Raw genomic sequence first — 12,854 nt, forward strand, 5'->3', positions numbered from 1 at the left:
TTATTACGCTTGCTCTAATGCTTTTTTCTCTTTTCGTTCTTGCAACAACTCACGAGTTGTTCCATACACCCAGTAAAATGCAAAGTGTATCAGAAAAATCATCAACCAAAAACCGATTGTGAAAATCGTTAAGAAAAGTAGAAAACCTAGGTACTGTTGAAATTCAAACATTGTTTTCGCGAATAATTTGTGAATTCAGTCCAAAAATACAGCAATAAATTGATATGACCAATAGTTCTGAAAGAATTATTAACTGTGTTATAAACACTAATACCACTTTTTTTTCTTAAAATAATAAATCATACCCATCAAGAGCAGGGCCATCACACCCAATATGATAAAATATCCATAGTGCCAATGCAACTCAGGCATGTTATCAAAGTTCATTCCATAAATCCCCACAATAAAGGTTAGCGGCATAAAAAAGATAGAAACCACAGTAAGCGTTTTCATAACTTGATTCATTTTCTGACTTTGGGAAGCAAAATAAAAATTGGAGGCACTTTCTAATGTTGCCATATCATAATCAATCTGCTCCAAGAGCTCTAATGACTTTTGATGTAATCGTTCAAAGAAGGTGTAATTTTGAGGCTCAATCGAATTAAAAACATTGTCATCTTTAATGGATTTTATCGCATATAACGAATCCCGTAATGGAATAATTGATCGTTTTATAAAGTTATAATTATCCCGGTGTTTTTCAATCTTCTCAAGTATTTCAGGCGTACCACCCAACTTCGATTGATTAATTAAGTTTTCAACCTTATCTTCTTCATTTTCAATTGTTATGTAAAAGTTTTCCATAACCGCATCCAACATCAAATAAAGCAAATAATCTGCACCTTTTTCACGCACTATTCCTGAGTGGGTGCGTAAGCGTTCCCGTAAATGGGAAAAGAAATCCGATCGTTTCTCCTGAAAAGAAACCAAGATATTTTTCTTTAATAAAAAGCTAATCTGCTCAACGGTAATGTTGTCAGAATGTTCAACTGGCAAGAGTGATTTAATACTAAAAAACAACACTTCATGGTATTCCTCCAATTTGGTTCGTTTGGTCGTATTCATAATATCGGCCATCATAAAATTGTCAACTTTTAAAAAGTCGCCGATCTCTTGTATGACAGCAATATCATTTAAACCATGAACATTCAACCAATTAATTCGCTCAAGCACTACAGTACTTTGTAAAGCTTGAACTTTAAATTTTTCAAATTCAGTAAGGTCTTTATTGTCATAAACAAACAATTGGATTTCAGTGATCGTATTTTTATGACTTCCGGTATACTCCATATTTGTTGGCTGTACCTTTCGCCCTTTTTTATATTTTATCTTTCGCACGGGATTTGAATTTGGAATAAAGTTAGAAATTATTCCTATTAAACTGTATTTTTACGAAAAATATCCCTGATGCGCACACTAATTACCAACATTAAGGAACTCCTTCAAGTGAGAGAACCCGGCATCCTCAAAGTTTCTGGTGAAGAAATGGCCATACTCCCCTCGATCAACAATGCATTTCTACTCATTGAAGACGGAATTATCATTGATTTTGGTACGATGGACCAATGCACAATCACAAATTCCGATCGAACTATTGACGCTACAGATCGAACGGTTTTACCTTCATGGATTGATAGCCACACGCACTTAGTATATGCTGGAAATAGAGTGCAAGAATTTGTGGACCGTATTAACGGACTTTCCTATGAGGCTATTGCAAATCGTGGAGGTGGCATCCTTAACTCTGCCAAGCGTTTAAACGAAACATCTGAAGAGCAATTGTATGAAGAATCCAAATTGCGTTTAGAAGAAATAATTCGTCAAGGTACTGGAGCCGTTGAAATAAAGTCGGGATATGGCTTGACCGTAGAAGGCGAATTGAAAATGCTTCGCGTAATTCAACGTTTGCGAAACAATTATCCCATTACAATTAAAGCCACTTTTTTAGGTGCTCACGCATTTCCGCTTGCCTACAAAAATGACCACAACGGTTATTTGAATATAATAATAAATGAAATGCTGCCCAAAATTGCTGCAGAAAAGCTAGCCGATTTTATCGATGTTTTTTGTGAAAGTGGTTACTTTTCTGTTGAGGAAACCATTCGCTTAATGGAGGCAGGTAAAGGTTTCGGACTACAACCCAAAATCCATGTAAATCAATTTACAGCAATAAATGGAATTGCAGCAGCAGTTCAACTTAATGCATTATCTGTAGATCACCTTGAAATTGTGACCGCAGAAGATATAGCGGTTTTAAAAGATTCGGCTACCATGCCAGTTGCTTTACCTTCCTGTTCTTTTTTTATCAGTATACCCTACACACCCGCACGGCAGTTACTGGATGCCGGACTTCCACTAGCTATTGCATCTGATTTTAATCCCGGCACGACACCATCTGGAAATATGAATTTTGTGGTAGCTACTGCATGTATTAAAATGAAAATGACTCCAGAAGAAGCAATTAATGCAGCTACTTTAAATGCCGCTTATGCTATGGGAATAGCAACAACGCATGGAAGTATCACCCGAGGTAAAAAAGCCAATATTCTAATCACCGAACCAATTGCTAGTTTTTATGAACTTCCGTATGCTTTTGGATCCAATCGAATTGAAAAAATACTCCTAAATGGAACGATTGTAAAATAGAAAAAGCTTGGTGATGACCAAGCTTTTATCTGTAAAATCAAAGAACAACTATCGAAGCGTGAAACTTGTTTTTGAAACCAATTCACCTTTGTCGAATATATTGACGTAATACGATCCTTTTTCAAATTTTTTGCCTGGCAAATCTTGTGACACATTTACCGTTTTATTCTCATATTTAACTTTAGCTTGGAAGCTGTAGGTTAAAGATTGAGAGCCAAAAGTAAGCGTTTCTTTGTCTCCTAGAACATTGTTTTTTGCATCAATAACTTGAACATAATAGGTTTTGTCACCTGATTTTGCAACAGCATTTTCAGCAATAGTAAAGCTAATTTTTAAAACATCAGCACGGCTCGCCTTATCGGTTTCAATCTGCTTACCTGAACTGCGTTGCTTAAATGCAATCGTTTTTAAATTAAGTATTGAAAGTTTAGAAGCTTTTTCAATAGTTTTAGACAACTCCTCATTTTGACCTACCAAAACTTGGTTGTAATTTTTTGAGTCTTGTAAGACAACATTGGTACTGTCTAAGTCTTTATTCAATTTTTTATTTTCACCTTTAAGCACTTCTACTTCAAGCATTAATGATTTCATTTTAGCCTCCATAGCTTTCAATTGCTCTTTGTATTTTCGAATCGCACTTGCATCACCTTTCGCTTTTTCAATTTGCACCATCAATTTCATTACTTTTTCACGTTCGGCGATTAACTCATCGGATAAAGAGGTGTTTTCGGCAATAGCCGTATCATACGTTGACTTCAATTCCTGAAGTTCCTTTAAAATGTTTTCTTTTTCAGTTGAAACGGAAGCCACTTTAGTTTCAAGATTTTGAGCGGCAGTGGTAAGTTTAAAAATATAAAACAAACTACCAAGCAATAACAAGACAAGTACTAAAATAATTGCCTTTAACGAATTGTTCTTTTGATTTTCCATAACAAAAAGGATTTGTATTTCAACAAATTTAATAATTATAAATTCTATAACGATGGTTTTGGGAATTATATTATTTTTGGGTATTAACTTTTTTTATGGAACATCTACTCCGCTTCACGCAAAAGGACCTTTCTAAAATCACCAATCACCGAAGTGGTGAGGTAAAATTTGGCGAAAAAATGCAACTCATTCCAGAAGGAGAAGATATTACCCAATTTTTAAAAAATTCAAAAGCACAATTTGTTCTTCTCGGAATTCCAGAGGATATTGGAGTGCGCGCTAATAATGGTAGATCGGGTGCAGCTACTGCTTGGGAAAGCGCCATAAAAAGTATTGCTAATATTCAGCATAACCGGTTTTGCAAAGGTTCACAAATCATAGTATTGGGAACGTTGGATACGACTACATTTAATCAAGAAGCCGAGGGTTTGTGTTTTGATAGTACTCCCGACCGAAAAAAATTCAGCGAGATTGTTTCCAAAATCGATCGAGAAGTTGCCCATATCATCACTACAGTTGTTCAATGCGGAAAAATACCAATAATTATAGGCGGTGGCCACAATAATGCATACGGAAATATCAAAGGATCCGCTTTGGCATTTGGAAAACCAATTAATGCGATTAACCTAGATGCCCATTCTGATTTTCGAATTATGGAGGGACGGCACAGCGGCAATGGGTTTTCGTATGCATTTGAAGAAGGCTTTCTTAAGAAATATTTTATTTTTGGTTTACACGAAAGTTACACCTCTAAAAATGTCTTGGACCAACTTAAATCACTCAAGGAAAAAATCCAATACAACACCTATGATGCCATCAAAGTGAGGGGTGAAAAAGAATTTCGTTTAGAAATGCAAATAGCCTATGATTTTATTAAATCTGATGCCTACGGAATTGAAATTGACCTAGATGCACTTCCGCTAGTACCCAGTAGTGCTATGACTCCAAGCGGCTTTTCCGTTGAAGAAGTCCGCCAATTTATTTATTTTTTCGGGAAACATCAGAATGCTTGTTATTTACATATTTGTGAAGGTGCTCCTGCTCTAGATACCGAAACAAACAACCACATGGTTGGCAAACTTATTGGGTATTTGATGACCGATTTTATTAAAGCAAAAAATGGTTTGGATTAAAAAGCAATTATCTTTGCATTTCCTTTCAATAGATTGAGGGAAGTTTTCACATGACATTTAACGACTTACAATTACTTCGAAATATTCAACAAGCATTAGCTGAAGAAGGATATGAAGTACCAACACCTATACAACAACAAGCGATCCCGATAATTAAAGAGGGGATTGATTTGGTTGGATGTGCGCAAACAGGAACCGGAAAGACTGCAGCCTTTGCCATACCAATTATTCATCAAATACATCCTATTGTAGGTTCAGCAAAAAAACGCAAAAACATTCGTGCCTTAGTCATTACACCCACGCGTGAATTAGCGATTCAAATCCAAGAAAGTTTTGAAACCTATGGACGCTATACCAATATTGTATCTACGGTTATTTACGGAGGTGTTAGTCAGGTTCCACAAGTAGACCAACTCAAACGCGGAGTAGATGTACTCATTGCAACGCCAGGTCGTTTGTTGGATTTACATAAACAAGGACACGTTAATCTGGATCATTTGCATCATTTGGTATTAGATGAAGCCGATTTAATGTTGGATATGGGCTTTATAAACGATGTAAAAAAAATCATCAAACTTACGCCCACAAACCGTCAAACGTTACTTTTTTCTGCAACCATGCCTCTACCAATTCGCGAATTGGCAGAAACATTTTTAACCCAACCCAAATATGTTACCGTAACACCCGTAGCTTCAACTGCCGAAAAAATAAAGCAGTATGTCTACAAAGTCGAAAAAGAAGACAAACGCAAATTATTACTTCAGATTTTAAATGAATATTCGGGCGCACAAATTTTAATTTTTACGCGCACTAAGCACGGTGCGGATAATGTGGTGAAATTTTTAAAAAAGCAAAACTTTACCGCTGAAGCCATACATGGTGATAAATCGCAAGGAGCCCGCCAACGAGCTTTGGATCATTTTAAAAGTAAAGAAATCCAGTTACTAGCCGCGACCGATATCGCTGCACGCGGTATTGATATTGAAAGCTTACCCTTTGTGATCAATTTTGACATTCCCAATATTCCCGATACTTATGTGCACCGCATCGGTCGAACCGGACGTGCTGGCAATGAGGGATTGGCCATTTCTTTATGCGGCAAGGATGAATGGACCTACTGGCTGGCAATCGAAAAATTAATTCGTTTAAAAATTAAAGTTGTTGAAAACCATGAATGGGTTTGGAACGAAACAAAAGTAAATACATTACCAATTACGGAAAAAGGTGTACCCCAAAAAAAAGATTTTCGAAACAAGAAAAAAGGAAATGGAGGAAAGCATTTTTTTGGTAATCGATCGAAGAAAAAGTAAGCTTATTGCTCAATTAAATTGCCGATAACTTGAAAAAGCTTAGTAGATTCGAAAGGTTTAATTATAATATCATTAATCCCTACAGCGAGTGCTTGTTCGGTAATTTCTTGTTTATCAAAAGCCGTTAATGCAATTACCGGAGTTTGTATTCCTTTTTTTCGAATGAGTTTAGTGGTTTCAAAACCGTTGATAATGGGCATATTGATATCCATTAATACAATATCGTAATGCTCATTTTCAAGCGCATCAATTGCAGCATAACCATTATCTAAAACGGTACATTTAAAATGATTGCTTTCCAAGATTTTTTTGGTTACTACTTGATTGATTTTGTTGTCTTCAACTACTAGTATTCGATACATTTGATTGGTCGATAAATCAACCTCTATATTATTAATAATTGCGTTCTTTTGACTTTCATCGGCCTCAAAAGAAATGGTAAACGAAAATGTCGTCCCCTTACCTACTTCACTCTCTAATGTTATCGAACTTCCAAATAATTCAACCAACCGCTGAACAATAGACAAACCCAATCCAGTACCTTGATAATCCCCTTCTTTACGTTCGATTTGAACAAACTTTTCAAATATTTTTTGTTGGTCCTCTGGAGCAATCCCTACCCCGGTATCGGATACTGAAAAATGAATATAGTGTTGGGTATCCTCGACATGGTCAAGTGTTGCAGCAACATGTACAACACCATCTTTGGTAAACTTCAAGGCGTTGCTAACCAAATTCATAAAAACTTGAGATAATCGCAATTTATCCCCAATTAAAAACTCTGGAATATTCGGATCGATAACCGTAACTAGTTGGTTATTGTTTTTCAGTGCAATAAATTCAAGCGAATCGGCAATAGTATTGAGCTCATCCGATACATTAAATATCATGCGTTCAAGGGCAATTTTATTTTCTTCAATTTTATTGATTTGCAATAAATCGTTCACTAATGAGAGTAAATAACGTGCTGAAAATTTCAATGAATTCAAATGGGGACTATTCGCCAATTCTTTATGTTCGTCCAAAATAATTGTCGCAATCCCAACAACGCCATATAAGGGTGTTCGCAATTCATGACTGATGGTTGATACAAATTGGCTTTTTAGTCGAGAAGCTTCTTCTGCACGATCTTTAGCAATTTGCAATTCGGCATAGGCTTTTTGTAATTCGGCATAGGTTTTTTCTCGAAATAAATTATTTCGGTACAGCGAGAATAATAGCAATAATAGTATAATAAGAATAATTACAAACAAAAGCACGATCAATTTGGACTCTTTGAGGTACTTATCTTGTTGGTTTTTTTCTCCTTCTATTTTATCAATTTGACGCTGGTATTCATCGATTTCGATTTGACTACTGGCTAATTTTACTTTTTTACGCCGTTCTTCGTTATAAATTTTTTCTTTTAAATTTTTATAAAGATTCTCGAAGTATAATGCCTGTTCGGTAGCGCCATTTTTTTTATAATGATTCGATAAGTCGTTGTAAACATCAATGATATAAACATCAAACAAGTTTCCTTTTTGACTTTTCCCCAAAAGCAATGCTTTTTTTAAATGCGCTTCAGCTCGGTCATTTTGACCTAATGCGCCGTAATATGTTCCTAGTAACGAATGAAAATGTAACGCGGCTTCTACATCTTTTGAACGCGTAATATAAGATTGAATGGATTGCACATACGCATAGCCTTCTTTGAATTTTTTCGCTTCAAAAAAAGCGCCAGAAATACTCAATTTTGCATACATTATCTCTATTGAGTCTTTGATTTTTTCTGCAAATCGAAGTCCTTCTTCGTAGTAAATTATACTCGAATTAAAATCATTTTTACGATACGAATAATAATTACCAAGATTATTATTAACCCAAATCAATACCGAATCATTTTGCCCTTTTTGGGCATACACCAAAGCTTTTTTGTAATACTTTAATCCCTTATCGGCACTATAAAACTCCTCTAAATTTAGCCCAATCAGATTATAGGCTTTTGCCATTAATACATCGCTATTTATTTTGTGAGCTTGGTCTAATGCCTTTTGCGAAAGACGTAACGATTTTTCTCCATTCAAATCATAAAATGCCTTTCCAGCTTGATCCAATGTTTTCTCAATAGACCGAACAGAATACTGTGCCAGAGTAAATACAGGCAATAAATAAATGACTAAAATAAAATACGTTCGCAAAAGAAATAAGTACTAAAAAAAGAGTCCCAATTTACATCAGGACTCTTCAAAGGTATTTAATTTCTAATTAACTTTTTATATTTAATTCGGGTAGGCGTAATTTCGTTACCTAATCGTTTTCTACGGTTTTCCTCGTATTCTGAGAAACCACCTTCAAAGAAATAAACCTGAGAATCGCCTTCAAAAGCTAATATATGTGTACATACACGGTCTAAAAACCATCGGTCGTGGGAAATGATTACTGCACAACCCGCAAAATTTTCCAAACCTTCTTCTAAGGCGCGTAGTGTATTGATATCCAAGTCATTTGTAGGCTCATCCAACAACAAAACGTTACCCTCTTCTTTTAAGGTCATTGCTAAATGCAAACGGTTACGTTCACCTCCTGATAATGTATTGACTTTTTTATTTTGATCACTACCTCCAAAATTAAATCGCGACAAATAAGCTCTTGAATTGACTTGACGTCCGCCCATCATAATTAATTCTTGGCCGTCACAAAAGTTTTCCCAAATCGATTTATTGGGATCGATATTGGAATGCGTTTGATCAACATAAGCAATTTTAACGGTTTCACCAATCGAAAATTCGCCACCATCGGGCAGTTGCTCGTTCATTATCATTTTGAAAATTGTCGATTTCCCAGCACCATTAGGACCGATAATCCCCACAATTCCTGCTTGAGGTAGGGTGAAATTCAAATCTTCATACAATATTTTATCCCCAAAGGCTTTAGCCACATGATTGGCATTGATTACATTGGTTCCCAAACGCGGACCATTGGGAATATAGATTTCCAATTTTTCTTCCAAAGCCTTTTGGTCTTCATTCAATAACTTATCGTAGTTCTGCAAACGTGCTTTCTGTTTGGTTTGTCGTCCTTTTGCACCTTGTCGTACCCAATCCAACTCACGTTCGAGTGTTTTGCGACGCTTCGATGCTACTTTTTCCTCTTGATCTAATCGTTTTCCTTTTTGGTCCAACCAAGAAGAATAATTCCCTTTCCACGGAATACCTTCGCCCCGATCTAATTCAAGAATCCAACCCGCTACGTTATCTAAGAAATATCGGTCGTGTGTTACCGCAATTACGGTGCCCGCATAGTTTTGTAAATGTTGCTCCAACCATAATACCGACTCGGCATCTAAGTGGTTGGTGGGCTCATCCAATAACAAAACATCGGGTTGTTGCAACAACAAGCGGCAAAGTGCTACACGACGTTTTTCTCCACCAGACAAAACACTAATTGGGGTATCTGCCTCAGGTGTACGCAGGGCATCCATCGCAATTTCTAGTTTGGTATCCAATTCCCAAGCCCCTACTGCATCGATTTTGTCTTGTAATTCGGCTTGACGGTCCATGAGTTTTTGCATTTTATCAGCATCCTCATAAACTTCAGGCAACCCAAACATATCGTTAATTTTATTGAATTCATCCAATACCGCTACAATTTCTGCAACACCTTCACGAACAACTTCTATTACCGTTTTGGTTTCATCCAATTGGGGCTCTTGCTCTAAATATCCTACGGTATACCCTGGTGCAAAAACCACATCTCCTTGGTAATTTTTTTCAACTCCAGCAATGATTTTCAATAAGGTCGACTTACCCGAACCGTTAAGACCAAGAATACCAATTTTAGCTCCATAAAAAAAGCTTAGGTAGATATCTTTTAAAACTTGTTTATTAGTACTCGAATAAACTTTATTTACACGAGACATCGAAAAGATGACTTTCTTATCGTCTGACATAGGGTTGATGATTTAATATTAATAAGAAACGGAATACATATAACTGAATAGTTAAAAGAATACCCTCTAACTTAAAATTTATAATTTAAAATTCAAAATTTAAAAAAAAGCACACTACACTCTTCCCTTAAGCGAGCTAAACACCCAGGCGTTGGCTAAAAAACCAACACCAACAGCTGCAAATCCCCAACCGGCAACTTCGTTGTAGCGGAAGGCTCCCAACCCAATTAACAATAATCCCATTACAATCATTATTGTGGTGGCCCAAGCCAATACTGTATTTTTATTCATTGCTATTGTTTAGAGTTGTTTGATTTCGAATGCAAATATCGATAAAATCAATTAAAAATAGTCACCAAAAGTTCTTTCAGTAAATCACCATGTGTCAAATTACTTGCGCCAACACCTTTACTTTTAGAATCTATATCCCTTATTTTGGCCACTACAGCCGCAACTTTTTTCATAGGGAAATTACGTGCCGCCAATTCGTAATCTTTCACATAAAAAGGACTTACGCGTAATACTTTAGATACATTCCCTTGGCTTTTGTCCTTTAAACCATGGTACTGCAACAATTGGGTGAAAAATGCAAACACCATCGAGGTCGTTACTACAAGTGGGTTTTCTTTCGGATTTTGTGTAAAATAATGTGCAATTCGATAAGCCTTTAACTGATTGCGTTCGCCAATAGCCGCGCGTAATTCGAAATTATTATAATCTTTACTAAATCCAATATTGACTTCAATATCTTTTGGGGTAACTGTATGTCCTTTCGGAAAAATAATTTTCAGTTTCTCCAATTCATTACTAATGCGACTTAAATCGTTGCCTAAAAACTCGACTAAAATGGCTGCAGCCTTAGGTTCTATTGCCAATCCTTTTCCTTGAATAACTCGGGTAATCCATGTTGCCACCTGATTCTCATAGAGTTTTTTACTTTCAAAAACTAATCCGTTTTTTTCGAGCAACTTGGTTACTTTTTTACGCTTATCCAGGGTTTTGTATTTATAGGCCAACACCAAAACCGTAGAGGCTTGAGGATTATCTGCATAGGTCTCCAACTTATCAATAGTGCGCGACAATTCTTGTGCTTCACGAACAATGACAACTTGCCGTTCGGCCATCATCGGATAGCGCTTTGCATGTGCAATCACTTCTTCAACAGTAGTGTCGCGGCCATAAATGACCATTTGGTTAAACCCTTTTTCATCATCAGACAACAAATTCTCTTCAATATATGCCGTAATAATATCAATATAATACGTCTCCTCCCCCATTAAAAAATAAATGGGTTGAATAATTCCCGACTTGATATCGTTGATGATTTTGACTGCTTGATCCATATTGTATTCCAAATTGGAAGCTGTTAAAAAATAACTATTTTTGCATCATGCAAGAACTTAATTTTCCACGGTTTTCCTTCCGCTTCAAAAATAGTGAAAATAAAACGGCTATTTTCGATGAAATACGGAAAAAATTTGTGGTCCTAACTCCCGAAGAGTGGGTTCGACAACATACGGTTAAATTCTTGACTGAAACCAAAAAAGCCTCCAAATCATTTTTAAATATTGAAAAAGCAATTCAACAAAACGGATTAACTAAACGCTATGATATTGTGGTGTTTCAAAGGGACGGTGGCATCAAACTTTTAGTAGAATGCAAAGCCCCTGAAGTCAAAATCACTCAAGCCGTTTTTGATCAAATTGCACGCTACAATCTCGAACTCAAGGCCGATTATTTAATGGTTACCAATGGATTGCAACATTATTTTTGTCAGATGGATTTTAATCAAAAAACCTATCGATTTCTAACCGATTTACCCGAACTAAAAACGCTATAAACCTTTGAAAAAAATTGCCGTCGTAATACTCAATTGGAATGGAAAGAAGTTGTTGGAGCAATTTTTACCCTCAATAGTTGCCCATTCTGATGCAGCACAAATTTATCTAGCCGATAATGCGTCAACCGATGATTCGATAGTCTTTGTTCAAACGCAATATCCCCAAATAAAATTAATACAAAACAAAGGGAATTATGGATTTGCAAAAGGGTATAACGAAGCTTTAAAACAGGTTGAAGAGCCAATTTATGCATTGGTTAATTCAGATATTGAGGTTACAGAAAATTGGTTACAACCGTTTATGTCCCATTTTGAAAATCATCCTAACACAGCCATTGCTCAACCCAAATTAATGGATTTCAAAAACAAATCCTATTTTGAATATGCAGGAGCCGCCGGTGGATTTATAGATCAGTACGGATTTCCGTATTGCCGTGGACGCGTATTTGAAACGCTTGAGCGGGATTATGGACAATACAATACGCCTGAAAAAATATTTTGGGCTACTGGCGCTTGTTTTTTTATTCGAAAGGAAGTGTTTTGGGAAGTGGGGGGACTCGATCCTGATTTTTTTGCACATCAGGAAGAAATCGATCTGTGCTGGCGGGTTTTTAATAAAAATTACGATTGCTATTATTTACCCGATGCTACGGTTTTTCATGTAGGTGGTGCAACCCTTAAAACGGGCACTCCTCAAAAAACATTCCTTAATTTTCGGAATTCGCTTTTCATGTTATTAAAAAATTTACCCAAGCACCAATTAATTCCGTTACTTTTGATTCGCTTATGTATTGACGGAATAGCAGGTATCCATTTTTTTGTCAAGGGAGATTTCAAGCATACCTTAGCCATTCTAAAGGCTCACTTTTCGTTTTATGCGCAAATAGGGCCTACCCTTCGTAAACGAAATACCGCACAGCGAAACGATTATTATCAAGTAAAAAGTATTGTGTGGAACTATTTTGTTCGTAAAAAAATATATTTTAAGCACTAATTAACAATTCTTAACCTTTTTAAAGGTATTTACATTTTAACATATTGTATTTTTGTAGCATTATTTAGTG

Annotated in this window: 12 protein-coding genes; 5 read left to right on the forward strand and 7 right to left on the reverse strand. The window is 36.1% G+C overall.

All coding sequences use genetic code 11. The features are described 5' to 3' along the window. Positions 1 to 3: 3 nt before the first annotated feature. Both Q0039_RS06860 and corA read right to left on the reverse strand, forming a co-directional pair. Positions 4 to 171 carry a hypothetical protein gene (locus tag Q0039_RS06860; RefSeq protein ID WP_297511050.1) on the reverse strand — a complete coding sequence of 56 codons (168 nt, stop codon included), beginning with the start codon at positions 169 to 171 and terminating at the stop codon, positions 4 to 6. A gap of 96 nt (positions 172 to 267) precedes the next feature. After that, entirely contained in the window at positions 268 to 1,338 is a 1,071-nt protein-coding gene (gene corA / locus Q0039_RS06865; protein WP_297511052.1) for a magnesium/cobalt transporter CorA, read from the reverse strand. A gap of 69 nt (positions 1,339 to 1,407) precedes the next feature. Between corA and hutI the strand changes: the two genes are divergently transcribed. Further along, positions 1,408 to 2,646: an imidazolonepropionase gene (gene hutI / locus Q0039_RS06870; protein WP_297511054.1), complete on the forward strand. Its 1,239-nt coding sequence runs from the start codon at positions 1,408 to 1,410 to the stop codon at positions 2,644 to 2,646. Between the two features lie 48 nt (positions 2,647 to 2,694). Here hutI and Q0039_RS06875 read toward each other — a convergent pair whose 3' ends face one another. After that, positions 2,695 to 3,576, reverse strand: a complete 882-nt coding sequence (locus Q0039_RS06875) for a hypothetical protein (RefSeq protein ID WP_297511056.1) — start codon at positions 3,574 to 3,576, stop codon at positions 2,695 to 2,697. Between the two features lie 95 nt (positions 3,577 to 3,671). On the opposite strand from Q0039_RS06875, the gene Q0039_RS06880 reads away from it, so the two are divergent. Next, positions 3,672 to 4,709 (forward strand): formimidoylglutamase, encoded by a 1,038-nt coding sequence (locus Q0039_RS06880; protein WP_297511058.1) that lies wholly within the window; start codon positions 3,672 to 3,674, stop codon positions 4,707 to 4,709. Between the two features lie 50 nt (positions 4,710 to 4,759). Next, on the forward strand, positions 4,760 to 6,019 hold the full coding sequence (locus Q0039_RS06885; RefSeq protein WP_297511060.1) for a DEAD/DEAH box helicase: 1,260 nt from the start codon (positions 4,760 to 4,762) through the stop codon (positions 6,017 to 6,019). Positions 6,020 to 6,021: 2 nt separating this feature from the next. On the opposite strand, the gene Q0039_RS06890 is transcribed toward Q0039_RS06885, so the two are convergent. From Q0039_RS06890 to holA, 4 genes are all read right to left on the reverse strand, one after another. Beyond that, positions 6,022 to 8,199 carry an ATP-binding protein gene (locus Q0039_RS06890; RefSeq protein WP_297511062.1) on the reverse strand — a complete coding sequence of 726 codons (2,178 nt, stop codon included), beginning with the start codon at positions 8,197 to 8,199 and terminating at the stop codon, positions 6,022 to 6,024. Positions 8,200 to 8,255: 56 nt separating this feature from the next. Further along, positions 8,256 to 9,950 (reverse strand): energy-dependent translational throttle protein EttA, encoded by a 1,695-nt coding sequence (gene ettA, locus Q0039_RS06895; protein ID WP_297511064.1) that lies wholly within the window; start codon positions 9,948 to 9,950, stop codon positions 8,256 to 8,258. A 114-nt stretch (positions 9,951 to 10,064) separates the two neighbouring features. Then, the gene (locus Q0039_RS06900) at positions 10,065 to 10,241 is read right to left on the reverse strand and encodes a CAL67264 family membrane protein (protein ID WP_297511066.1); all 177 of its coding nucleotides are present in this window, start codon (positions 10,239 to 10,241) and stop codon (positions 10,065 to 10,067) included. Between the two features lie 47 nt (positions 10,242 to 10,288). Further along, on the reverse strand, positions 10,289 to 11,293 hold the full coding sequence (gene holA / locus Q0039_RS06905; protein ID WP_297511068.1) for a DNA polymerase III subunit delta: 1,005 nt from the start codon (positions 11,291 to 11,293) through the stop codon (positions 10,289 to 10,291). Between the two features lie 47 nt (positions 11,294 to 11,340). Between holA and Q0039_RS06910 the strand changes: the two genes are divergently transcribed. Both Q0039_RS06910 and Q0039_RS06915 read left to right on the forward strand, forming a co-directional pair. After that, the gene (locus tag Q0039_RS06910) at positions 11,341 to 11,790 is read left to right on the forward strand and encodes a type I restriction enzyme HsdR N-terminal domain-containing protein (RefSeq protein ID WP_297511070.1); all 450 of its coding nucleotides are present in this window, start codon (positions 11,341 to 11,343) and stop codon (positions 11,788 to 11,790) included. A gap of 4 nt (positions 11,791 to 11,794) precedes the next feature. Next, positions 11,795 to 12,784 carry a glycosyltransferase family 2 protein gene (locus Q0039_RS06915; RefSeq protein ID WP_297511072.1) on the forward strand — a complete coding sequence of 330 codons (990 nt, stop codon included), beginning with the start codon at positions 11,795 to 11,797 and terminating at the stop codon, positions 12,782 to 12,784. Positions 12,785 to 12,854 lie beyond the last annotated feature (70 nt).

Source organism: Flavobacterium sp. (genome assembly GCF_027484945.1).
GTDB lineage: Bacteria > Bacteroidota > Bacteroidia > Flavobacteriales > Flavobacteriaceae > Flavobacterium.